Genomic DNA, 24633 nt, shown 5'->3' on the forward strand with positions numbered 1-24633 from the left:
TAATTATAACAAAAAATTACATTAAGGAGTATTGAAATGAACAAAAAATTAATTGTATTTTTTATGGTAGTTTCTTGCTTCACCATTGTTGGTTGTGATAACAAGAATAAAAGCGTTATTGATTTTAATATTGATAATCAAGGAAACTATACTGGTTTTGATAAAATAAAAGATTATACCCGTGCTAAGGAAGCTATTGCTGATGGTTGTTACGTTAAGAATACCGATGATTTCAAAGGAACAAAGTATTGGGAGACTTTCCTTGATGAAGCCTCCAAAGGGAACGACACGCAGCTGCGGATGGTAATATTATTAGAGGATGGCACAAGTGAATATACTGATCTGTTTTATCATGACGGACTTTATTATGCATTTAGGTCAGCAACAGGTGATTTATCCGTAAAAGGATATAAATATTTACTTATACTGGAGGATAGCAAGGTTGTTAATAATAAAACCGCATATACTGTAGTTTTTTCAAATGATGATACCTTAACCTTTGCTGATATAATGGATGATCTTTTTTCAAGCAAGTCTGTCATAACAGATAATCCATACAAAATAATTTTTCATGGAACGAAATCAACATAGGATGCCTCTTCACCGTAAAAAACCCCTTCCATCTCTTACCTGTCATACCATTGTGCCTGTGTGGAATATAGCCTTGCATATTCACCGTTCCTGGAGAGCAGCTCAGCGTGGGAGCCATCCTCGACAATCTCACCGCCCTTGAATACAACAACCCTGTCCGCAAGGGAAGCTACGCTGATCCGATGGGTGACCATAATAACGGTCTTACCCTTTGTCATCGCTATATACCTTTTAAATACCTCGGCTTCGGCAAGGGGGTCCAGATTGCTGGTGGGTTCGTCAAGCACAATAAAATCACGGTTGCGATAATACGCCCGTGCAATGGCAATCTTTTGCCACTGACCGCCGGATAATTCCGTGCCCCCGATGTCCTTCCCCAGCATGGCCTCTTTATCCGCCCCCTCAAATCCGGAGAATTCCAGGGCCGTATCAATCTGGCTTTCCTCCCGTTCCCGCTCCACATCACCTAAGAATACATTGTCCGCAACCGTAAAGGTGTTAAACCTGGCCGGCTCCTGGAATACACAGGAGGAAGAATGATATCTGCCGGAGAAATCCATGGCCCTTACGCTGCCGCCATTGATATAGAGCTCCCCCTCTGCCGGTTCCAGCATTCCCGTCAGCAATTTAATAAAGGTCGTCTTACCCGCGCCGTTTTCACCTACAAAGGCGACCTTCTCCCCTTTATTTATTGTAAAGCTTACATTTCTTAATCTGTATTCGTCCGTCAGAGGATAACGGTATGTTATGTTCCTGGCCTCTAATTTCTCGATATCGATGGGAGTATTGGCGCTGTCTGTATTCTTTGAAATTTGCTCGTTCAGGTCAATCAATTCAAAAAATTGCGCTGATTCATTCTTCTTCGAGATAAAGTTGGCAATTGATCCGAATAATTGGGAGGTGCTGTCCATAAGCGTGCCGATTAACGCCAGCACAGCACCGAGAGCGCCGATTGACAGCCTGCCCTGGGTCATTAACACAATCGCAAAAACATTGGCGGCAATGCTTGCAATATTGGAAATAACTCCGCTCACCGCTCCAAGTACAAACACATTCATTTGGTTTTTCTTCTCTTTGACAAGGTAATCATCCGCCAGGACCTTCCATTTTGCAAAGAAAAAGTCAAAGAGATTCAATGCCTTAACCTCTTTCGCAGAGCCTCCCAGCAAAATCCCCTGATAATATCCCGCTTCCCGCAATACCTTTCCGTTATCCCGTGAGAATTTGAAATTCAGCTTGTTGCCGATATAGGTGGTATAAAGAGTGGGAAGGGGAGCCGCCAGCACGATCAGGCACAGGAGCGGATGAAAAAGATAAAGGGATGCGGCAACCATAACGACGGATACTGCCTTGGCAATTATGACATAGCCCTCGATCATCACGCCCCTCTGAAGGGAGCTCCACTCTCCGCCCATAGAATGAAAGCTGCGGTTTATGATATCATTTATCTTCGGCACTTCCATATAATCCGGGTACAGCTTCGATATCTTAGTAAACAGCCGGGCTTGAAACCTCTCCTGTAAACGGTGATCCTGCACCTTGCTTAACCGCTCGATATCTTCACCCCCATAGAGGTAACGCTGTATCAGATTATTTACAAACCCTATTATCCAGTATAATGCAGCAAGTCCGAAAAGAGAAATCAGCTGAACCGTCTGCTGCTTCGTGCCGTCGGCATAACGATAGGAGCTGTCTATGTATCTTCCCCAAATAAACGCTGCTGCCGGCTGCAATATACTCAATATAACCGCCAGACCTAAAAAGATGCCGCACATCATTTTAGCCGACGAGAAAACATAGCGAAAAAGCCGTATCAGATACGATAATTTCGGCGGATTTTCTTTCAGGATATCTTTTTCAAAAATTGCGGTATTGTCGTTGAATTTAATCTCATACACCGGCTCTTTTTCTGCTCCGGCCTGATCTGTCTTCGCCTTCTTCCTGCCCGCCTTCGCTTTCTCAGACATTTGCAGCGACCTCCTCTCCGCTCTGCTTGTACCATTGCTTCTGCGCGCTGAACATCCTTGCGTAAATGCCCTCCGTTTGCATCAATTCTTCATGGGTGCCGGCTTCCTTGATCTTACCGTCGCTGATCACGAAAATCCGGTCTGTTATCATGGTAGATCCCAGCCTGTGGGTAATGAATACCGCCGTTTTGTTTTCAACCATATCAGCGAATTCATTATATAAGCCGGCTTCCGCCATGGGGTCAAGCTGTGAGGTCGGCTCATCCAGCAGGAGAATCGGCTTGCCGCCCATGAACGCTCTTGAAATCGCGATCCTTTGCCATTGGCCGCCGGATATATCCACACCGCCCTCAAAATCCCTTCCCAGGAGCGTGTCATAGCCTTTGTCCAGCTTTTCGGCAAATTCATCGGCCTTGCCCTTCCTCGCTGCCGCCGCAATTTTATCATTATTTTCAATCTCGTCAATATTCCCGATACCGATATTTTCTCCCAGGGTAATGCTGTACCTGGGAAAGTCCTGGAATACAGGGCCGAAGATCTTTGTCCTGACACTCAGGGGGTAATCCTCCAATTTCCTGCCTCCCACCAGTATCTCACCCCTGTCGGGTGAGAACAGCCCCAGCAGCAGCTTAATCATGGTTGATTTACCCTCGCCGTTTTCCCCTACAATGGATGCCTTTTCTCCGTTTCTTATCTTGAAGGTCAACCCCTTCAAAATATCCTTTTCCGTACCGGGATACCGGAACCAGACATCCTTAAATTCTATGTCAAAGGCCTCCGGCATATCCGTTTCAATCCCTTCCGATTCGTTGGAAAGCCGGAAGAACTTATCATAATAATCATAGGTATTAATGTGGAAGGGCGCCCATTTGAAGATAAAGGCACTTCCGCCGAGGCTGCTGTAGATACCGCCAAACATTAAGCTTGTCACGGCTATGAACAGACCAACCGACATCTGCCCCTTTACAAACAGAATAAGGAGCAGAAGCACATTAACAATAGAGGCAATTTTCGTGAGATTGCCGCCAAATATCATCTTTCGAAGATTCTTGAAATAATACCGCTCATAGTCACGGTTTCTTTCGTTGAGCCGGCTTTTATAGGTATCAATCAGATAGTCCGAATTGCCAAAGGCCTTCAGCTCCTTTGAAAAATCCCTTGATCTCAGATATCCGCCAAGGGTGCTGTATTTGCGTTCCTTTTTCCAGTAGGTCTCAAGCTCTGTGTATATATTATAATTCACCCTGGAGGATATGTAAGTTTCCAGTATAAACGGAAGCAAAACCGTGAGAAGGAGCCACCACCGGATGCTGAAAATATACGCCAGAGAACCGATGCTGGCAATTACAGAGCTCAGCCAATAGTTTACATACATGGGCCATAGATGCCTTGCCGCATTCTCGGCCCTGTTATATGCCTTGTCTATAATTTCCGCCGACTCTTCCCTCTCAAAATGCTCGTATTTCATCGTCTTCAGCTTCATCAGCATGCGCGCCTTGTATGCCGTCCTCAGAATCAACAGGGAACGAGGCTCAACATAGTTATAAACCAGCCCGCTGATAATAGAGGGCAAAAGCGCAGCTGCCACATATAAAGCAAGATAAACAAAGTAATCCGAAAAGGCCATATCACCTCTGGCTACTGCCAGCCCGCCGTCAAAAACATTCTGGTTGACATAAATCAGGAAGGGTCCCAATAACCCGCCAATGACCGCACAGAGAAAGGTCAGCACCACCATTACGGGAGCCTCGGCAAAGATTATGCCAAGCAAATCTTTATATGCGGTCAGTATCCGCTTCATCTCATCGTTCCTCCGTTTTTCCTGTAGTCTTTCCATGCTAAAATACGGATACCTCATACTGCATGCCTGGGTTTTGCTGCTTATTATCCTACCGCAGCTTTATTCCCAGCAGAATCGATCTCATGATTCTTTCAGCCGCCAAAATCAGATTCTGCTCCGAATTCTCCATGGCCTGCTCCAGAGTGCAGGGAGCCGCGACACAGCTTTCCATGGCTGCAATATTGTGATGAAACACCTCATGCGCCCCCCGGCCGATGCTGCCTACAATGGCAATAACCGGCACCCCGTACTTTGATGCATAATTTGAAATACCAATCGGAACTTTTCCATTCAGGGATTGTTCATCAATGCGCCCTTCTCCTGTAATCACCAAATCCGCCCATTCTAATTTCTTTTCAAAATCAGCCAGTTCCAGAATAGTGTTGATTCCTATTTGAAGCTTTGCACCGGTAAAAACCAATAAGCCCATTCCAAGCCCTCCGGCTGCTCCCGCTCCTTTGATATCCTTTACTTCGATGTCCAGTGTTTCTTTTATTACCTGAGCCAGGCTTTGAAGGCCGCTGTCCAGAAGCCTGACCTGTTCCGGGGAGGCTCCCTTCTGCGGCCCGTATACAGCCGCCGCTCCCGTTGGTCCGCACAATGGATTGGTGACGTCGGACAGGACGGTAATGCGGGCCTCCTTCAGCCTGCTGTCCATATGATCCAGATTAATCTCTGCTATGGATGCCAGCTGACCTCCGCCGTATCCGACCTCTTTGCCGTTGCTGTCCAGAAAATGCGCGCCCAGTGCCTGCGCCATTCCCACTCCTCCGTCATTGGTAGCAGAGCCGCCGATACCGATATAAATATTCCTGCAGCCCTTATCTAACACATCCTTAATCAGCTGGCCGGTTCCGTAGGTGGTTGCGCGTAATACATTCTGCTGCTGTCTGGGAACCAGGGTTATACCGGATGCCTCGGCCATTTCAATGATTGCGGCCCCATCCTCCAGAATACCATACCTCGCCTTCACCTTATCTCCCATCGGGCCAACCACGTCACAGTACCCGTAGCTTCCCCCTAGACACTCAATAACCGCCTCAACGGTACCTTCCCCGCCGTCCGCCACAGGGATACTCCTGATTTTCGCGCCGGTACTTACTTTGCGAATTCCCTGGCTGATCCGTTCGGCAACCTGCCTGGAGCTAAGGCTGCCCTTAAATGAATCTGACACTATTAAAATATTCAACGAAGTCTCTCCTTTTTGCTCACATCCGGCATATATCCTATATTTCCAAAGCAGGCAGGAATTCCAGACGCTCCAGACATACCATACCTTCTGAAACCTTGATTCTCACGGCACCTTGTCCTGCTGACAGCTGTGCCTTGATTATTCCTTCCCCCTCTCCTGTCCTCACTGGAACAGAGCTGGTGTCATCTGTCCTGCCGATTTCCAGGGTTCCTCCCGGATAGCCCGGCGCCAGCTTTAAGTGCAGCTCCATCGCGTGTCCCGGATCAGCCGTATAGCAGGCAAATTCCCCTGTCCCCAGAACCAGCCCGTAACGGTCCCATTGGGAGTCGAAGACGCTCCGCTTCTTTCCCGGAGCCTCCAGCTCCACCAGCTTCATGCCGCAGCCCGCCCGGTATGCCAGATCCCTGTCCTCTTCTCCGCAGCCGCTGAAGGCGATCCCCTTTCCGGGGCATTGGTCAAAATCCGTGGCACGCATGGTGAAGGGCGCCCGGCGCATCACATAATTGGTTACCTCCGGATGCTCCCTGCAATTCTCCAGCTTACAGTTCTCCAGATATTCATCAAAAATCTGCTGTGCCTTCTCAAATCCGGGATGGGCACCGCCTCCGATATAATCCAGAATTTTCTGATATTCTGCCGGCCGGTTGATGGAGTAAGGAGAATTGGTACAATCCATCTTCTTCCAGGGCCAGAGATTATAGCCGATCCCTAACGATTCGACCAGAGGATAGATTGCCGTATACCATTCATTGATATTTTCCCCTGATTCACCCAGCCAGAGGGGAATCCCCAGATCCCCGGATTTATCAAGGAATTTCTGCAGGCAGGCGATATCCGGTATCTCCGCATAACGGTGGAAATGCAGAACCATATTGTCATCAAATCTCTTTGTAAAAATACCGATATCCGTGGCCCAGTGAGCCCCTTCGATACTGAACAGATGCTTCCGGTCCATCCTGCGGATCTCGGCAATGGCAGTCTCATAGAACAGCACCAGCTTTGGGATCAGATAATCAAAATCACCATGGCCCCCATTGGGAGGCAGGATCGGCTCATTTAACAAGTCATATCCTCCCACCGCTTCCCTGTCCTTATAACGCTCCGCCAGCCTTTTCCACAGCTCAATCGTTTTGTTCCAGCTGTCTTCATCAATAAACAGACGCGGCACATCATCGATGCAGTCATCAATATTAGCACCGGTCTGACCGCCGGGAGCGCCGTGCAGATCCAGAAAAGCATAGATTCCTGCTTCTTCGCACCAGGAGAGACAATTGTCCAGCAAGCGAAAGCCTTCCTCTTTAAAATGAACCCCGGGTCCGTCCTCCATAAAAAGCCGGTACATAAAGGGAATCCGGACAGAATTATAGCCCAGCTGGGCCAGCTTAAGAATATCTGCCCTGGTTATATAATTTTCACGGAATTTCCTCCAGAAGGCATCCGCATAGGCCTTGCCTGTCAGCTCCTCCACAACCTGTTCGATGCGCCGGGGCCTGTCAAAGCGGCTGCTGTGCGCCTTCCACATATAGCCTTCCTGCAACATCCAATTACCAAGTCCCCAGCCTTTTAAGAGCACTTCCTCTCCCGCTCCGTTGTATATCCTTTTCCCTTTTGCCTGTAAAAATCCCTTAATCATTCTTATGTCCCCCTTTCCTTCAAGAGTAAAGCTGCCTAATTCCACAGCCTGGTGCTGTTTCTTATTACCAGCTCCGGCCGGATCAAGGTAGTCTTGCTGCTGCCGGTATCCTTGTTCTGAATCAGCTTATGCAGGCTGTTAAATACCTTCTTGCCGTAATATTCATACCTTGGGCTGACTGTGGTAATATGAACCGGTGTCATGGTGGTGATACTCACGTCATCAAAGCCTGTAACCGCAATATCATCCGGCACACGCAGTCCTGCCCCAAGGGCGCAGTTAATTACCCCCAGAGCAACATAGTCATTGATTCCGCATATCACCTCCGGCAGTCTGCCCTCTCCTAGGAGTATCTTCATGCTGTCATATCCGGCGCTGTAACTGAACACATCATTACCCGTCAGCCACCTTACGGAAACCTCCAAGCCAAGTTTTTCTCCTGTCTCATAGGCACTCTTCTTCTTCAGCCAGGAGGGATAGTACTGATCCCCTCCTCCCACAAGGCAAATCCTTTTATATCCGCAATTCTTCAGGAAGTGAAGCAGCTCCTCCATACCTTTTTCATCATCCGTATAAATACCCCGGCAGCCAAACCTCCCCGCCTGGGCGCCGCAGGAGACAAAGGGAATACTTTTGGTGATTTCCTCAACCTCCCTGATATAATGATCCGAGAGGTTGATTTCATCCATCCTTCCGCCCATCATCACAATGCCGTCCACACGCTTTTCCTTCACAGCGCCCAACAGCTTTGACTCCAGTTCATAATCTCCCTTAGAGTTTAACAAAATGGTCACATAGCCATGCCTGGATGCCCATTTCTCAAACTCATAATATACATTGGCAAAATACATATTGCCGATGTGGGGAACAATATATCCGATGGATTTGGTAAATCCCGACTGCAAATTCTGAGCAAAGGTATTCGGGATAAAATTATATTTTTGCACCAGCTCCTTGATTTTTTCCTTGTTTATTTCCGAGACATAACCTTTTCCTGATATTGCCCTGGATACCGTTGCGGAAGAGACCCCTGCCTCCCTGGCTATATCGTAAATTGTTATATTCTTCGGCTTGTTACTGTCTTCTAAAATGAGAATCACCGGCCCTTTGATAAAATAATTGTGGTAATGGACTGCTTTGCAGCAGTAATGCCCTCCGAACTATGATAGGCTCCATCCAAAACCTTGGCCAGATCATTGTTTTCTGAGGTTTCATATACACATATACCAGTATATTTCACCGCCTGGGGAATATCAAGCAGAATTTTGGCGTTTTTCTCCGATTGATTGATCAGAACCATCACCAGCTCCTCCTGCCCCTCTGCTCCGGTTCCGATAAAGGCCACAGGCCTTAATTCTTCGGCATCAAGACTTCCTGCTCCCTTACCGCTGCCTTCCATTTCCACCCTTTGGTATCCGGGACGTATAAATTTAGTATAATTTCCATATCCCCACAGCCTCTTTAAAGGGTTGAGGGTCTTCTTCTGTTCATTGACATAGATCAGTCCGTCGCGATAGCCTCCGGGCGCCACACCCACCCAGTTCTGCCAGGCTACCACATCCAATACCGTCAGATCCTCCTGCAGTACCTTGGCAAGGACAAAGGCAGAATCCATGGTAACGTCAGAGCCGTTGACCATCTCACACCACTCGCTCATTCTTAGCTTAACGCCCGGATAATTGGCATCCATCCACCTTTTGAAAGCGATCTTAGACGCCGTATCCGTCCAGTAGGAATGGTTATCTATGGTGTCAAAATGGCTGCTTAAAACGGTGTCATTGAGCAGAGCACTGGTATAGGCGGTGGCCTGCCCCTTCCACTCCCCGCTTTCCGGTCCCGATAAAGCCGCCTCTGAAAGCCCCGGGCGTTTCTTAAGCTCCTCCAGGAATGCCCGGTATACCTTTGCAATCTTGCCCGGCTCATAATGACAGCCCTCCTGCCCCTCATACCAATCCCACTGCGGTTCGTTGATGGGGGACACATATTTTACCGGAATGCCTTCTTCCGTAAAATGCTCTGCCACATCCAATACATATCTGGCAAAATCCCCGTAATTTTCCGGACGAATATTCTCCTTACTGCCTTTGGTAACCTGAGCCGTTCCGTTGATGGTAAGTCTCTCCAAGGGGCTGTTGCAGAACAGAATCACTTCCTCCGCCCCCAGCTCCACTGCTTTTTTCATGAACCAGACCGAATTCTTATCCTTATTCCAGTTATAGGTAAAGGGCGCTGTCTCAAAGCTTTCCGCTCTCCGGTGAGGATCCCAGTAAGTACCCTTTCCGCTGTCCGCGGAGCCTGCGCCCACATTATAGCGGTAGCTGGTAAGCCCGATGCCGTATTCCCGGTCAAAGAGAAGGTATGCAATCTCTTCCCGGACCTCTCTTCCGGTGTCCTTATACTCATTCTCCCATCCTCCCACATACTGGGACCACCAGCAGCCGCTGGTGCCAAAGCTCTCTATGATCTGATGCTTCTTCTCCAAATCCACTGTGAAATAAATCATATCCTCCTCACCTCCTGCTGCACCGTCTTCCTGCTGCGACACTGTATTATCTGATAACTCCGATTTTCCCTCGTCATCCGAAGCATCTGAAAGCTCCCCTCTTCCACATCCAATAAAGAACCCGGCAATCAAAAATAAAAAACCTGCTGCCGCCATACGCCATCCATTTCTCATCTCTGCCTCCTGTATTCTATCCTACCAAACCGGAATTCTCCAGATTCTCCACCAGCCACTTCTGCGCGCCAAAATAAACCAGCAGCAAGGGCGCCAGGAATATCAGCACCGCCGCCTGTTTAATGGCATCAAAGGCAAAATCCGTTGCCAGCGGCACCTTGAACCATACCTTTACCGCATTGAGAATGAACTGTTTGTTAGGTGCAGAAAAGGTTCTGGCAAGAATCGAGCTTAAATAAGGGCCGTCCTTATGAAAATAGCTGGTATAATAAGTATCTCCGTAATTCCATACAAAGGAAAGGATCGCTACTGTCGAAATAGCCGGAAGCGCATTGGGCACCATGATCTTAAAATAAGTTCTGTGAAAGCCGCAGCCGTCAATCAGCGCCGCTTCCTCCAGCTCCTGGGGTATATTCTTGAAGAACTGGCTGAAGATGAAGATAAAAAGGCTCTGCTGGACACCGAAGCCCAGGACGGCAATCATCACCAGGGTAATGGGCTGGTTGATGAGATTCACCTCTCCCGCCGGGATAAGAAGCTTTAACAGCCCGAAGGCATTAAAATGGGTGTAATAAATATACTGGGCCAGCAGAAGGGATTGCCTGGGTATTAAAAACACCAGTATTACTAAAAAGAACACAAAACGGTGTCCGAAGAACTTGACCCTGGCCAGGGAATAGCCTGCCATGGCGGAGAAGAAGATCTGGATCACCATAATAAAGCCTACATACAAGATGGACTTTGCCATGGTCAGAAAGCCCTCCGGCATACTAAAGCGTACGGCGGCCTTAAAGCTGGTGACGGAGAACTTCAGGGGAAGCCAGATCACATTGGGATTGCCCAGATCTTCCATATTGGAAAATATCGTGGGGATCAGCTGGAGCACCGGATACAGAATGGTAAAGCACAGGCCCGTGATGATGCAGAACAAAAACACGGACTGCACCGCTTTTTTCATCTTCTTTTGAAACAGATATACTTCTAATCCCGGGGAGCTTTTATTCACCTTATTTCTCATATCTTTTTACCGCCTTTCTCAATACCAGCATAGCGATTCCCAATACCAGAAGAACATTGAAGATATACACTACCGACAGGGCCGAGCCCGTGCCGATTTTGCTCTTCTCAAAGGCGAAGCTGTAGGCCTCCTCGGATATGGGCGAGGCCAGGAACCGGTCCACTATGGTATATATGGTTACAAACAGGGTTATATGCATAATGGAAGGTATGGTGACCTTCCAGAAGGTCTCGTAGGCCGTCGCGCCTTCGATCTTCGCCACCTCATAAAGGCTTGGGCTGACAGACTGCAGTCCGGCCAGGTAGATCAGCGTCTGAACCCCGGACTGGGACAGTACATCAAAGATCTTATCCACATAGCCGATCACCGGAAGCAGAATGCTTAAGGGAATATCCGTGTACCGCATCAGCATAATGCTGATATAGCTCTCACTGAACAGCCCCGTGCTTTCCTGCGCCCACTCCCCTCCGGTAGTGATGGCAAGCATATCCATTACCACCTCCAGACCAAAGATAATAGGAAGGAAATAGATAACCCGCACAATTCCCCTGCCCTTAAACTTTAAATTAGCCAGCAGCGCCATAAAGAGGCTGAATATTACAATCAACGGGACATTGGTCAGAATCTCCAGGTTCTGATCGGCAAAAAGTCTTGCCATGGGCTGGGCGGCGGTTGTGACCTCACTCCGGAACAAATCAATGTAATTCTGGATCCCGTCGAAACTGAATTTCATTCCTCCCGTATCATTGACACTGACCTTGTGAAAGGAATAATATACCGTATTGAACAAGGGAATGGCAAAGCACAGGAAGAAGCCCAGGAGAAACGGCAGCACATACAGGAAGCCGTTAATTTTTCTTTTGGTCTTGTATTTTATGGTAATATTTTTTCTCATCCCGCATTCCTCCTAATTTCCTGAAATTCGATACGAAAGAGCAGACAGCTCACTGCCCTCCACTGTTACAGGATGCAGGTTATAATTTGTGATAACCGATATCCCCGAAGCATACTCGCTTAAAAACACATTTTCCGCAAGAATACTGTGATTTGTTATCTCCATGGTGCCGATTTGATCCCAGGCCTCCTTGCACTCCGCGTATACCCGGCTGATGATGTCCTTCTGCTTCTGAAATTCCGTGGCATAATAATAGGAATACGCCGTTTGCTGCAGAACATCACTGCTCTTGGCGGTCAGGGTAAACTTAGGGATCACCCCCAGCTCCACCGCCTGCAGAACATAATAGGAATAACTGCGGGAGGACATATTTACATTCTCCGTGGTGGCCTGTATGATTCCGTTCATAACAAGCTGCCGGAAGGGAATGGTGGTATCCATTGTTGCATAACCGCTGCTTTCCCTGGAAATATCCTCCGCATAGGAGCCGTATACCAGATTCTTCATCATGGGATTACTCAGGGACAGCTCATGACTTTCGGCAAGCTTTTGCAGATTCCGGTCTGCAATTTCCGCCGCCTGATAGATGGAGATATTTTGGTTAAACCGGTAATCCGCCGGATTCATGCCTGCCAGGCCGGAAATGGCAAGCTTCGGGTAATCTTTGGCTTCCTTCAGGAAACGGTCCACCACTCCGTCCAGATATCTGGGCGAAAGCAGATAATAAAAATTTGCCTCCGCGCCGGTAATGCCCCTCAAAACCCCAAGAGAGGGAAGATAACGGTAGAAAGATGCCGGGAGATTGGAATAATCATAGATGGCATGCCTCCTGGCCGAAAAGCCATGGCCTTTATCATATACCTTTTCCAGGGCGGCATCAAAAAACAGCTCATCCCCCTTCTTTACAACCAGTTCCCTTAAGGACTGCAGCTCCTTTGCGCTGCCGTTGGCAGCTACGGTATCCGCCCTGTTGTTCAGCTTATTTTCAAAGCCCCCGTTAAAAAAGCCGGTATACTTCAGAACCAGGTTCTTATCCCCAAGATAGTCTATGATTTCCTTCATCTCCCCGTAAGTCGTCATGGAATAGCGGGAGGTATAGGGTATCCCAAGAAATCTCTCCGTCAGAGACACCGTCCCCAGAAAATCCAGGTACAGCTTCGGCTGACTCGGATAGGAAGCCTCTGTCCTATCCCATTCCTTCATCAGATATTCCCTGTATGCTTTCGCCATATCAAAATAAGTCACCTTGCCGGGAAAGAACTTGTAGCGGATGGTATAATCCACCTGCTGCATTCCCGAATCCGCCAGATAGGTGGCCGGATTGTCACTGTATGGCCCATATACCTTCACGCTGCTGTACTGGGTCACATCATAGGAGGCATAGGCCTTGTTGTAGGCGGAAGGGCTCTCCTTATCCGTGGACGCCAGCTTTACATTAATGTAAGAGGTCTCCGCCCCCTTCTCAATAATCGCCAGAAAGCCGTTGTCCGAATCCCCCGCTTCTTTGTAGATCATTCCAAATAGGGGCATCATCAGCTCCTCCGCGTATTCGGGAGCAAAATAATAGTCCTTCAACAGATCATTGTCATATACCGGTCTGATATAATCCGGCACGGCAGAGGTAAAGGTATTAAAGCGAAACAGCGCTCCGGCCCCGTCGGGAACCAATATGTAACCGTCTTCGTAATCCTTGGCCGGTGCGGTTCCAAAGTTAGGGAGCACCTTAATATTCTGAATCATATAGTAGTCATTAAAGCTTTTCATCTCCTGCACGGGCACTCTTACTATGAAGTCCTCCCCGTCCAATACAGCCTCCGCTACTATCTTAAATTTTGCCGGCTCCGCGAAGGTTACCGTAAGCCCCATGGCCTCACTGTCCTCGATCAGCATATCCCTGGTATAGCCCAACAAGCCTGCCAGAGTAATCAAAAGCTTTACCGCACTTCTGGGAGGAGTGCCGGTATAGGATACGGCATAGCACTCTTGTGCAATACTTCTTTTATAAAGGAGCTCCAGGGTCATCTTATATTTATCCCCTGCCGCCTTATCAATCACTTCCGTGTCAACCAGACGGGCAATTCCCTCCAGGAAGAACTGCTCAAACCGCTCGACGGACATTTTCTGGGGATAGTATTCATTAAAGCGTCCCGAATCCCCCTCATTCATATCCAGAGTGAGCCTCACTCCATTCTCTATCCGGTTCAGCACATAGCTTCCCAGCTCTGTGCAGTAGGTATAGGAATCCCATTCGTAAAGATTATTATCCTCTCCCAGATAGGAAAGGGTCAGGAGCGCCAGCTCGGATGCCTGTGACGCACCCTTTACAGCAGAATACAAGGCCTTTCCCGTATTCTTATCCTCCACCTTCAGGCTCATGGTGGAGCTGTTGATGTACAGCCGTTTGCCGGAGCTTTCCGCCACCAGGACCTCTCCTGCATCATGGGCTATCTCCTCCCCGGCCGGAGCCAGCAATACCTCTTCCGGCAAAGGAATGGAATTGGCCCTTACCAAAAGAATGGGGATTGAATACAGAAGACCTGCCAACAGGCAGAACACCCCTATGGTTGCAATCAGCTTGATGACAAAATGCCTGTCATATATTTTGCGGATTCTCTCCCTTATCCTGTCAATTCTATGTCTCAATCCTTCCTTCATACCTGCACCGCCTCCCTATCCGAAGCATTCATAATGCATCCTCCTTTCTGCCGCCGGGCGGCAATTGATTTCCCAACGCATTCATCCGTTCATTCTCCTCATTCCCTCCTGCACCACACTCAGGATAAAGTAATACATACGCTCCAGCAGGGAAAAGAACAGAATTCCCAGAAATACGATGATAAAAGCAGCCACGGCCGTTGCCAGCAGGGTCTTGATATTTCCTGCAAAGGAGTACTCATGTATAATACAGAGTCCGGCAAGAAGAACGAATACGAACCAGACTGCCCCAATTCCCTGCACGGACCGCAGAATAATCACCTCTTCCTCTATGACAAAATTGCTGACAAATACCGTTACCCCGCCCATGATCAGCATGGGCAGAAGGGAATAGCAGATCACGGTGTAAATATCCTTCATGCTTCCCTTTCCGTTAAAAAGGGTGGTAATGGTCCAATTGCTGACGGTAAAAAGCAGAAAAATGGACAGGGAGGAGATAAAGATGGATATGCTGTTCATTTGATAAACCGGATTCAGATTCATAACAAAGCCTGTATACTGATAGGATATGCACTGCATGATTCCATATAATACAAGGATTGCCGTAGCCAGCTTCAGACTCCCCTTCTCCCTGTACTTAATCTCATAGAAACCGTCAAAGGGATGGAACAGTGCATACCGCAGATAATACAGCTTTTCTTTCCTTTTTTCATTTTTCACGCCGGCCGCCCCCCTTTTTATGATATCTTATCTCCGAAAACAGGATGAGGGAAATCAATGCCAGAAAAATCACCGCGATGATCCCAAAATGTTCCTGCAGCACCTCTCCCCGGTAGCCATTATAGGCCTTGGAATAAAATGTCCTGTTGTTGCCCAATTCAAAATAATGCATAGCTTTTTTATACTCATCCTTCATCAGGTAGTTCTTGCCGATTCCCACATAGGCGGTCTCATAGTTGGCATTTAACTTCAAGATATTCTCGAACTGAACCAGCGCCTCATCCCACCTGCCGTAATAATAGTGCTCGCTGGCAAGCAGAGCCGCCTTTCCAAAGTCCGTGGGCTGAAGAATATAGGCACATTTTAAGCTGGCATCCGTCACCACCAGATTGTCTCCCAGCCAGGCAATGCCGGAAGGATTGGCAAAGGAGCCTTTTGTCTTGCCCAGAGAGCCAAAGGCATTCAGCAGCTGTCCGTCAAAATCGTAGATAAAAATTCTTCCCCGATATTTATCAATCACGGCATAGGTTCCGTAATCCGTCACTGCGATATCTACAAACTGGCTCTGATCGGTCATGCTCATCCCGTGGATATCTCCTATTACAGGGGTGCTGCCCTCCTCCCTCAGTACATTTTTCCCGCCGGAATTTAAGCGGAATACCATGAATTGCGCGGAAGCGTCATAGGTTACCGCATAGACAAAGTCCTCGGTATCCACCGCCACATTGTTAAAAGCCGGGGCAAAGGTTTTCTTCATCTGCTCCTTCTGCCGGTCCGAGGATATGGATTTCCAGAAATAATCCAGGAGATTGACCGAGGGGGAATTCACCCCAAAATACCGGGAGAAGCTTCCGTCCGGGTTAATTTCCAGGATGCCCTCATAGCTGGACTGGACTACGGCATAGATACGTCCCGCACTGTCCACCGTCAACTTGGAGGGCTTGAATTCCGACACCCCCGCCATATTGGAGGGCTTCTTAATGGTTCGCTTTAAGTAATAATCCTCACCGTCTAAAACGAGGATTCTCTCCGCACCGGTATCGGCAATGTACAGCTCCCGGGCGCTCTCCTGATAGAACACGCCTTCGGGCGCCTTTAATACAAACTGGGCGCCGGTCTCATCGATTACGATCTTATTCTCTTCGTTCCGGATCACCTTCAGGGATTTCAGGAATTCTCCGGTACGGTCTAAAATATTCACTCTGCTTTCCAGGGTATCCACCAGAAAGATCCGCCCATCCTCACTGGTGCAGACATCGTTCATTCCCTGAACCTTTACACCACCCATATCCCCTTCGTCAATTACTTTGTCCGGCAGAAAGGCTGCCGGGCTGTCTACGGCATCTCCCCAAAAATTATAGGTATAGCCTTCCAGATCGTAGCTCTTGCCGTCCGCGGCATACACGTCCTCCGGCAGGAATATAAGAAGAATACATAGCAATACTGCTGCAAAATATCTCTTTTTCATCTGCGCCTCCTAACCCTTCACACCGGAAGTTGCCATGGTCTCAATCACATTGCTCTGGGACAGGACAAATACCGTAATAGGAACTGCCAGCATGATTAAGGAAATAGCGGAGGACACGCCGGTTCTGGAAATACCGCCGCTTACCAGCTGCTGGAGCACATAAGTTACCGGCTTTAATTCCTCCGTATAGATGAACACTCCTCCCGTGGTTCCCCACATCTGCTGGAAGGAGAGAATAATCAGGGTCATCCAGGCCGGCTTACACAGGGGCATCACCACTCTCCAGTAAGTCTTATATTCTCCCGCTCCGTCTATCTTGGCGGCCTCCAGCATCTCATCCGGAATCTGCACCATGAAGTTCTTCATCAGATATAGTCCCAGGGTTGAGCCTACCGCCGGAAGAATTACCGCCCAATAGGTGTCAATCATTCCAAGCCGGCTCATAATCAGATAATTGGGAATTGCCGTTACCGAGGCATTAAACATCAGGGCATATACGATGATATTGCTCATCAGCCTGGAGCCCGGAAATTCATACTTCGCCAGGGGGAAAGCCGCCATGGACCCCAGGAGCACCGTGCCAAAGGTTCCCAGGAGCGTAATCATGCCTGTGTTAAATATGTATCTGGACAGGGGCACGTTGAAGCTCTCCACAATGGTCGCCAGATCGAAGAAATTGTTTAAGGTGGGGTTCTCCACGCTCATCTTCGGAGGGATTATGAATATTTCGCTCAGGGGCTTAAACGCGTTCACTACTGTAAATACCAGCGGAAAGAGGCTGAACAGGCCAAAGAAGGCAAGCACCAGCGTAATGCCCGCATCCCCTCCGAGGCTTCTGTTTCGTCTTCGTAATTTTCTTGCTCTCAGCTTCGATACAAGAAATCTGTATAATTTTCTCATTTCCCTTTTCCTGCCTTTCTCTAGCCTAATTTGCGAAGCAGCTTCTGGACTACGATATTGCACAGGAGCATAATGAAAAACAATACCACCGCAATGGTGCAGGCATAGCCAAGCTCATACCGGACATTGCCGTAATCGTGCAGATGGGTCAAAATCGTATGTCCCGAATAGCTGACGGACGGGAAGCCCGCCAGATCAATGGAGATCTGGGATACGGACAGGGAGCTGGTAATCTGCATCACCGCACCGAACATCAGCTGGGGCTTCATGGAGGGCAGGGTGATGTACCATAATTCCTGCCAGCGGTTCTTAATCCCCTCCACCGCTGCCGCCTCATACCAGGAGCGGTCCACATTCTGGAGACCTGCGATGAAAGCCAGGAAGCTTACTCCAAGACTGAGCCAGAGCTGCACGATAATCAGGATGGGCATGACATATTTGGCCGTTTCAAACCACAGGACACGCCCCTGGATAATTCCCAGCTTCAACAGCCAGGCGTTGGCCCAGCCATAGGTATCCGAGGAGAAAATCAATCTCCATATCATATAGGCATTGCCTGAGATGGAAGGTGCATAGAACACCAGGGTTATAATGGACCTGGGCACCGGCGGCAGCTCATTAATCATCCATGCAATGAGAAAACACATAATGTAGCTGACAGGCCCTGTAATCAAAGCAAAAAGCATTGTATTTTTGATAGCGATCAGGAATATGTCATCCCGGACAATCAGGTTAATATAATTGATTAATCCGTTAAAACTGGGCGCTTCCACCATGTTAAAGGAAGTGAAGCTCAGCACCATGGATACGATAACCGGAATCAGGGTGAATACCATGAATACCGCCGCAAACGGGGCAATCAGCAGATACTTGTACTTATGGCGCTTCCATATCAGTGCCAGGGATTCTTTCTTTGTTTTCAAGGAATAAAACCTCCATTCTTTACTGAATTATTCCGCCACGGACAGATGGAATTCCCGGCGCTTGTTGGTAAGCTCCTTATCAATGGTCTTCAGGTTCAAATACAGGGTTTCTCTTGGATTGGCCCCTTCCGCCACCACATTATTGAAGGAGTATAATACCATTCTTGTCAGCATATAATTGCCGGGAACTGCCGGTATTCCCACCGTGTTCTCAAACTGTGCAAGTATCTCTTTCAGCTCCGAATTGCTCCAGGGCAGCTGCTTTATAACCTCCGGGTCAGCAGCGGCATAGCGGGCCGAGGTACCCATCACAGCCTCCACTGTGTTGGCATACTGGAGCTGGATCTCCGTGCTGTTCCACCATTTCACAAATTTCCAGGCCATCCCCTGCTTCTCTGAGGTGTTTAGAATAGCACTGTTCACCGTCTCAACCACATAAGAATGATTCGCCTCATTAGCCCCGTTTTCATAGCCGGGAATGGTATGAAAGGACCATAAGCCCTTGATTTCCGGCGCAAAGACCTCAAGCTGGCAATAGGCCGTATATTTTGTAACGCCTATGGGCATCTCACCGGTGCGGAAACGGGTGGGAAAATCCACCTTGGGATTAAAGCCATAGTTGGTGAAGAAATCCGTATAGGTCTTGAAGGCTTTCATGGCCGCATCCGTGCCAAGGTCACAGGCAATTCCGTAATCCCTTCCGCTTCCCTTGTATAAATCCCCTCCGAACTGGTACACCAGGGAAGGATAGAAATTCGGCGCTCCCTGGGCATCGGGAAGGAAGAATTCAAAATTGCTTCTCTTGAGGGCAGGAAGGACGCCCTTCACCTCATCCCAGGTTCCCGGCACCCCGGCTCCGATACGGGAAAGAATATCATCCCTGGTAAACAGCATCATAAAGTCTGCCTGCTCCGGCACACCGTATACCCCTCCCTGATAGGAAGCAGCATCGATTACACTGGGATAATATTTATCCGCCGCCTCTTCAAAGCCCTCAAGGGCGGACAGATCCACCACTGCCCCGCGTATTGCAAAATCCTGCAGGGTTACCTGAGCCAGACCGATTACAGCATCCGGGCTGTTCCCCGCCAAAGCGGCCCTTAAAACCACATCGACGGGAATTAATTGTAGATCCACGGAGATGCCTGTCTCCGGTGTAAACCGTTCATCAATCATGTTCTGGATGATTTGGGCCTGTTCCCTGCCGATGGATTGGACATTGGCCGCATTCCCCGCATTTACCATCCACACCTTGATGCTGCCGGCATCCCCTTCCTGGGAACCGTCGCTGACCTGGCTGATTTTAGCAAAGAAGGTGGAGAGAAACCGTATCGTTCCGTGATACAGGCTTTCCAAGGCATTGTTTCTTGCTCTGGGAAGCTCCGCCTCCGGGGCCGATACCATCAGGCTATCCAGCTCCAGGGGCATCTCCGAGATATTGACCAGCCAGGTGGCAAGAGCCGAGATATTTTCCTTCAGCTGCGCCACTTCCTCTACCACTGCTTCGGGATCCTTCGCCAGTCCCCCTGCTTCTACCGCCATCTTTTCCAGAAGGCTGGTATTCTCTCCCTTTTCACCGGTTATGGCTACCAGCCTGTCAATGATATTCTTAAGACGTACTTCCTCCGCTGCTATGGTTTCCCGGAATTCCGGGATCTTGGTTCCGATCTGGTAATCGATGAATTTGTCCGGCGTCTGCCCGGTGATCTCCGTCACCCTTAAGTAGAGCCGGCTCAGGGCGGACATGCTTTCTTCCACATCATTTACGATGCCTCCAAAGTCTCCCATGACACATTCCAGGCTAATGGTGTTAGCCCCTTCCTTCAGATAGAAGAGATAGGGTATACCGTCCTCCGCTGCCAGAGTGTAATTTACCATTGTGCTGCTGTAATCAAAGTTGACGGCATTCATCTCAGAATAAGGAATTATTCCATTTATATACAGTCTCCGGACAGAGGTAACCCCTCTCTTAAGACTCTGTCTCCCTTTAAAAGTCAATTCATACAGGCCCTCCTCAGGGACACTGATTGTCCAGGAGATGGCATTGCCCGGCTGCTTCCAATTGTCCGCACCGATGGTGTTGTATATCATTTTGTACGGATGATATGGGTATAGCAAGGAGTCTGAATAGTTTCTCTGAATGTTGATGGAGGAGGAATTCTTCTCAATGGAAACCGTCTGGCCCTCCGCACGTTCCGCCTGACAGATGATGTTATCTCCGCCATAAACCGGATACTTATTCTTTAAGTCATCAATTACCGCTTTATAATCAGGCGCTTTCTCCGCCTGGCCAAAGCGGATCAGGGTATAGCAGACAGGTTCCTTTACAGCCTCCAGGGTAATGGTATTCCTACCCGCCTCCAGATAAAACACATAGGGTTCCCCTGCCCGCCTTCCATAATCCTCCACATAGACCCTTGCTTCCTTATAGACCTCCCGGGTATCGGGTCTGATTTCATTCCCGTTCTTGCTGGAGATTGCTCCATCCTCCCAGAACCGTTTCAGCACAATCTGCTCCAGGCCGTCATGGCCTGCCTCACCGTTGATCAGCAGGCGCCTCTGAATATCGGAGGTGGTTCCCGGTACCGGGATATAACCCAGCTGCAGATGATAGAAGCCTGCTTCCTTCACATCAAAGGACCAGGTAATGGAGCCTGCATCTCCCGTAACCAGACCGTCCTCCGTCTCCTCAGCCGACATCTGATCCGTGATGGTGAATTTGCTAATGTCTACCTCCAGGCTCTCCCTGGCAAGTACTCCTGTAAAGCCATTTTTATTCAGGTATTCCTGATAGGAGGAATCATAAGCAGCGGTGTTTGAAGCCGGAATTGCATCTATTCCCTTAGAAAGGTCCTTATTCCTATAAATTACCGCTCCCGCAGCGAGTACTACACAAACCGCCGCAAGTATTATCAAGGACTTTTTCGATTTCATCATAATCTCCATGCCTTCCCTTTAAAATAAAGAGTCCGCTTGCGGACTCTTGCGCTGCCGCGCGGTTGCCTTCAGGCAGCATCTACCCATGCACAGAATGTGCATTTTGCGCGGCATGTGCATCCTGCGGAGCATTTTAATCGTATAGGGCGTACTTTCCTATACGATTAAAAACCGACTGCCATAAATCCCCGTCCTCCAGCTCTTCAATCTTTGACGTTTTATGGCAGCCGGCACATACCTTATTCAGGATACTGGATTACCTGCTTCTCTATTCTGCTTTCGCAACTGTCACAGTGAGCGTTACATTGCTGCTGTTGCCTGCATAATCCGTTACTGTAATTACCACTTCATAATCGCCGGGTGTTGATGTATCAAGGCTTGAAATATCCGCCGCAAGCTTGCCGGATACATCCAGTCCGTCCGCATCCACGGCGCTTGCAATGAAATCGCCCTTCCAGGAAATTGCCGACGCATCCTCGTCAATATGCACTGTGCGGGGGGCCTCAACCAGGGTGATTACCGGTGCGGATTTGTTGTCAGGATTATAAATTACAACCGAGGTACTCATGCTGGCCTCATTGCCCGATTTATCAGCCATCTTAACCTTTAGTCCGTTGTCATACTTCCCTACTGTGTTAAAATCTGCCGCGGAATAGTCATAGCTTGCCGCAGTGGCATCCAGCACACCGTCTATGGCGTCTGTAACGGATACATAATCAGAAAAGGCTACGCCTGCCGGATCGGTCCCTGCGGCTAATACCACGGGATCCGTATTCTTAATTTCAGGAGCAATGTTATCCCTGATCTCATCACTGGAAAGGATTGCTTCCATGCCGGAGGCCTTTTCCGTAAACAGATTCTTATTGGCCGCTACGGATACATCATAGGACGCATAGCCATCCACCCCGTAGAGGGATTTACCGAAGATATCATCCCAGATTACGCGGAAGCCCAGCAAATCAGAGTAATCATTGGGAACCGTCTGGTTTGCCACGTACTGGAAGGCGGATAACAGGTCATCGCCAAACTGTTCGCTGAAAATATCAAATCCAAAGCTGGCTGCCTGGGCGGTTGCCGCGCTGTTCTTGTAAGCGGAAAGGCTGTCAACACTGCCTAAGGTCTTATAATATGTACTGTAGTAAACCTTTAAGAATTCCAATGCCAGCTTGGTCGTCTCTTCATCCACACCCTTCAGGATACCCATGCTGTCACCCACGGTTAAAACCTGCCGGTAAGCCGGATCATCCGCTGCCAGATCATCCGGTCTGGGCCAGGGCACGATACCGATGGATTCCCCTCTGTCCGATGCCGCGGAAGCGGTTCCCCCGATGAGCCAGTCCGGGCAATCTGTAAATACACTTGCGCCTGCCTGGAAATCAGAAGCACCCTGGCACCATTTGGGGGTATATCCGTCATCATATAATCCGCAGTCCACCATAACGCCCGCATCCATTAACTCCTTAATAAACGAGGTCGCCTTTAGGGAGGCAGCACTGTCAGCCTGAATTCCATCCGCACCGTAGATGCCGCCTCCTGCCGCAAAAATAGCGGAAAGCCCCGCAAAACGGTGGTCGGTCTCATACGCCTGTACCATATCGTACTCGGCAGAATCGGGAGCCTTGGTATTGGCATAGTAGGTCTTGATCTTAGAAATATAATCCTTGAAGGTGTTCCAGGTCCATTTGCCCTCCAGGAACAGGGTTGTAGGATAGATGGTCTTGCCGTTTTCATCCTTTAAGGAGTCCACCTTTTCGATCATAGTCGCATTGTAAATCAGGGGCCATCTGGGTACAAAAGCCTGCTTCGAGGTCAGGAAATAATTATGGCCGTAGAGTTTGTCGTAAAGCATCCAGGAATATTCCTCGTCCGAAAACATATCCGCGTAGTCATCCAGAGGCTGCAGGATATTCTGGGATAGCACCGTGTTCTCAGATCCTCCCCACAGAATTGCAATATCACATACCGGATTGTTCGCCAGCACGCTGGTAATCAGCTCACTCCGGGTATCCGTTGCGTACTGTATAAATTCCACTTCTACATTAAGCTGATCTTTCACCGCCTGTAAGGCCGCCAGAGATGCCTGCCTGGATGCTTCCTCCATGGTATACTCCCCTGTCGTGGGATCTTGGTAATTGGGATCCAGCCCGGCCTGCCAATGTGTTCCGAAACGGATGATCTTGGGCTCGGCGGCTGCCGGCGTGTCCGTAACCGCCTCCTTATCTGCCTCCGGTGCCTTAGTGGCGGTAACCGCCTGTGTGGGGTCCACCTTTGTATCCGTTTCTTGTGTTCCTTTTTTGGCACACGCAGACATGGACAGCACTGCCAGTACTGAAATAGCAACGAATACGGCTGTTGATTTTTTCAACATTTTCCTAATCATGAAACCTTCCTCCTCCTTAATTTATATGTAATCGGTTGCACATTTTGACGTAATTCGCCTTATACACAATGCACAACGACATGCTTTGTGAAACCGATTTCATATAACTATAATATAATACCATTTTTTATTTGTCAATGACTTTTTATTGCACCTTATCTATATCATTCGATTATTTTTGTGTTACCGATTATGGAATCACGATAAATTCACGGAATGCTCCCGATTCCCCGCCCAAAATAAATAACTCCTGCTATCAGTGATATAAGCAGCAGAAACCGGGCAGGGAGGAACAATAGATATGCAAGAATGACAGAAAATATTTTAGATACGGGTCTCTCCGGAAAGGCCGAGATGCTCCAGCAAAGCCATGCATCCGTTCCAGACATCCTCATAGGTCTTTTCAAAATCTCCGGTATACCAAGGATCATCCACATCCCGGCCTTCCCCGGTAAAATCGAGAAGCTTGTACAGCTTATTCCCGGCATCCTTCCCGATCATACGGTTCATATTAGCCATATTCCGCTGATCCATGCCTATAATATAATCATAATACCGGCCATCCGATCCGGTCAGCTGGCGGGCAGATTTCCCTTCGGAGGATATTCCGTGCCGGCTGAGGATTCGCCGGGTTCCCGGATGAACCGGATTGCCGATCTCCTCTGTGCTTGTAGCAGCGGATGCAATCTCAAAGAGATGCCCGATCCCCTTCTTTTTCACCAGATCCTTAAAAACAAACTCCGCCATAGGGGAACGGCAGATGTTGCCGTGACAGACAAATAATATCTTTACCATATATCTCAAACCTCCGTCAAAACAATAAACTCAAATTAATCC

17 protein-coding genes are annotated in these 24633 nt (G+C 48.7%); 1 reads left to right on the top strand and 16 read right to left on the bottom strand.

The genetic code is table 11. From position 1 onward, the window contains the following. The first annotated feature begins 36 nt into the window (after positions 1-36). Positions 37-591, top strand: coding sequence for a hypothetical protein (locus tag HNQ56_RS05800; protein ID WP_429143703.1), 555 nt, complete (start codon positions 37-39; stop codon positions 589-591). A 35-nt stretch (positions 592-626) separates the two neighbouring features. Here HNQ56_RS05800 and HNQ56_RS05805 read toward each other — a convergent pair whose 3' ends face one another. The 16 genes from HNQ56_RS05805 to HNQ56_RS05880 form a co-directional block, all read right to left on the bottom strand. After that, positions 627-2558 (bottom strand): ABC transporter ATP-binding protein, encoded by a 1932-nt coding sequence (locus HNQ56_RS05805; RefSeq protein WP_429143705.1) that lies wholly within the window; start codon positions 2556-2558, stop codon positions 627-629. Further along, positions 2551-4395, bottom strand: a complete 1845-nt coding sequence (locus tag HNQ56_RS05810; protein ID WP_429143707.1) for an ABC transporter ATP-binding protein — start codon at positions 4393-4395, stop codon at positions 2551-2553. Before HNQ56_RS05810 ends, HNQ56_RS05805 begins: the two co-directional genes overlap by 8 nt. 52 nt (positions 4396-4447) lie before the next feature. Continuing rightward, the gene (locus tag HNQ56_RS05815; protein WP_429143709.1) at positions 4448-5587 is read right to left on the bottom strand and encodes a glycerate kinase family protein; all 1140 of its coding nucleotides are present in this window, start codon (positions 5585-5587) and stop codon (positions 4448-4450) included. Between the two features lie 37 nt (positions 5588-5624). Continuing rightward, on the bottom strand, positions 5625-7223 hold the full coding sequence (locus tag HNQ56_RS05820; RefSeq protein ID WP_429143711.1) for a glycoside hydrolase family 5 protein: 1599 nt from the start codon (positions 7221-7223) through the stop codon (positions 5625-5627). 35 nt (positions 7224-7258) lie between these two features. Further along, entirely contained in the window at positions 7259-8323 is a 1065-nt protein-coding gene (locus tag HNQ56_RS05825; RefSeq protein ID WP_429143713.1) for a LacI family DNA-binding transcriptional regulator, read from the bottom strand. Beyond that, positions 8320-9900 carry a glycoside hydrolase gene (locus HNQ56_RS05830; protein ID WP_429143714.1) on the bottom strand — a complete coding sequence of 527 codons (1581 nt, stop codon included), beginning with the start codon at positions 9898-9900 and terminating at the stop codon, positions 8320-8322. The genes HNQ56_RS05825 and HNQ56_RS05830 overlap by 4 nt, the downstream gene beginning before the upstream one ends. Positions 9901-9916: 16 nt before the next feature. Then, positions 9917-10918, bottom strand: a complete 1002-nt coding sequence (locus HNQ56_RS05835; RefSeq protein ID WP_429143716.1) for a carbohydrate ABC transporter permease — start codon at positions 10916-10918, stop codon at positions 9917-9919. Continuing rightward, positions 10908-11813 (bottom strand): carbohydrate ABC transporter permease, encoded by a 906-nt coding sequence (locus HNQ56_RS05840; protein ID WP_429143718.1) that lies wholly within the window; start codon positions 11811-11813, stop codon positions 10908-10910. The genes HNQ56_RS05835 and HNQ56_RS05840 overlap by 11 nt, the downstream gene beginning before the upstream one ends. Before the next feature lie 12 nt (positions 11814-11825). Then, a complete protein-coding gene (locus tag HNQ56_RS05845; RefSeq protein WP_429143719.1) occupies positions 11826-14468 on the bottom strand; it encodes a DUF5696 domain-containing protein in 2643 nt (880 codons plus the stop codon). 81 nt (positions 14469-14549) lie between these two features. After that, a complete protein-coding gene (locus tag HNQ56_RS05850; RefSeq protein ID WP_429143721.1) occupies positions 14550-15188 on the bottom strand; it encodes a Yip1 family protein in 639 nt (212 codons plus the stop codon). After that, the gene (locus tag HNQ56_RS05855) at positions 15178-16656 is read right to left on the bottom strand and encodes a hypothetical protein (protein WP_429143723.1); all 1479 of its coding nucleotides are present in this window, start codon (positions 16654-16656) and stop codon (positions 15178-15180) included. The genes HNQ56_RS05850 and HNQ56_RS05855 overlap by 11 nt, the downstream gene beginning before the upstream one ends. 9 nt (positions 16657-16665) lie before the next feature. Next, positions 16666-17556, bottom strand: a complete 891-nt coding sequence (locus tag HNQ56_RS05860; RefSeq protein WP_429143725.1) for a carbohydrate ABC transporter permease — start codon at positions 17554-17556, stop codon at positions 16666-16668. 20 nt (positions 17557-17576) lie between these two features. After that, on the bottom strand, positions 17577-18479 hold the full coding sequence (locus tag HNQ56_RS05865) for a carbohydrate ABC transporter permease (RefSeq protein ID WP_429143727.1): 903 nt from the start codon (positions 18477-18479) through the stop codon (positions 17577-17579). A gap of 27 nt (positions 18480-18506) precedes the next feature. Continuing rightward, a complete protein-coding gene (locus tag HNQ56_RS05870; RefSeq protein WP_429143729.1) occupies positions 18507-21416 on the bottom strand; it encodes an extracellular solute-binding protein in 2910 nt (969 codons plus the stop codon). A gap of 268 nt (positions 21417-21684) precedes the next feature. Further along, entirely contained in the window at positions 21685-23796 is a 2112-nt protein-coding gene (locus HNQ56_RS05875) for an immunoglobulin-like domain-containing protein (protein ID WP_429143731.1), read from the bottom strand. A gap of 324 nt (positions 23797-24120) precedes the next feature. Then, entirely contained in the window at positions 24121-24591 is a 471-nt protein-coding gene (locus tag HNQ56_RS05880; RefSeq protein ID WP_429143733.1) for a low molecular weight protein-tyrosine-phosphatase, read from the bottom strand. Positions 24592-24633: the final 42 nt, after the last annotated feature.

It is taken from the genome of Anaerotaenia torta (genome assembly GCF_050433395.1).
In the GTDB taxonomy this organism is placed as follows: Bacteria; Bacillota; Clostridia; order Lachnospirales; family Lachnospiraceae; genus Mobilitalea; species Mobilitalea torta.

Coding starts and splice junctions, on each gene's coding strand:
- HNQ56_RS05800 (WP_429143703.1), top strand. CDS start 37: ATGAACAAAAAATTAATTGTATTTTTTATGGTAGTTTCTTGCTTCACC.
- HNQ56_RS05805 (WP_429143705.1), bottom strand. CDS start 2,558: ATGTCTGAGAAAGCGAAGGCGGGCAGGAAGAAGGCGAAGACAGATCAG.
- HNQ56_RS05810 (WP_429143707.1), bottom strand. CDS start 4,395: ATGGAAAGACTACAGGAAAAACGGAGGAACGATGAGATGAAGCGGATA.
- HNQ56_RS05820 (WP_429143711.1), bottom strand. CDS start 7,223: ATGATTAAGGGATTTTTACAGGCAAAAGGGAAAAGGATATACAACGGA.
- HNQ56_RS05830 (WP_429143714.1), bottom strand. CDS start 9,900: ATGAGAAATGGATGGCGTATGGCGGCAGCAGGTTTTTTATTTTTGATT.
- HNQ56_RS05835 (WP_429143716.1), bottom strand. CDS start 10,918: ATGAGAAATAAGGTGAATAAAAGCTCCCCGGGATTAGAAGTATATCTG.
- HNQ56_RS05840 (WP_429143718.1), bottom strand. CDS start 11,813: ATGAGAAAAAATATTACCATAAAATACAAGACCAAAAGAAAAATTAAC.
- HNQ56_RS05845 (WP_429143719.1), bottom strand. CDS start 14,468: ATGAAGGAAGGATTGAGACATAGAATTGACAGGATAAGGGAGAGAATC.
- HNQ56_RS05855 (WP_429143723.1), bottom strand. CDS start 16,656: ATGAAAAAGAGATATTTTGCAGCAGTATTGCTATGTATTCTTCTTATA.
- HNQ56_RS05860 (WP_429143725.1), bottom strand. CDS start 17,556: ATGAGAAAATTATACAGATTTCTTGTATCGAAGCTGAGAGCAAGAAAA.
- HNQ56_RS05870 (WP_429143729.1), bottom strand. CDS start 21,416: ATGATGAAATCGAAAAAGTCCTTGATAATACTTGCGGCGGTTTGTGTA.
- HNQ56_RS05875 (WP_429143731.1), bottom strand. CDS start 23,796: ATGATTAGGAAAATGTTGAAAAAATCAACAGCCGTATTCGTTGCTATT.
- HNQ56_RS05880 (WP_429143733.1), bottom strand. CDS start 24,591: ATGGTAAAGATATTATTTGTCTGTCACGGCAACATCTGCCGTTCCCCT.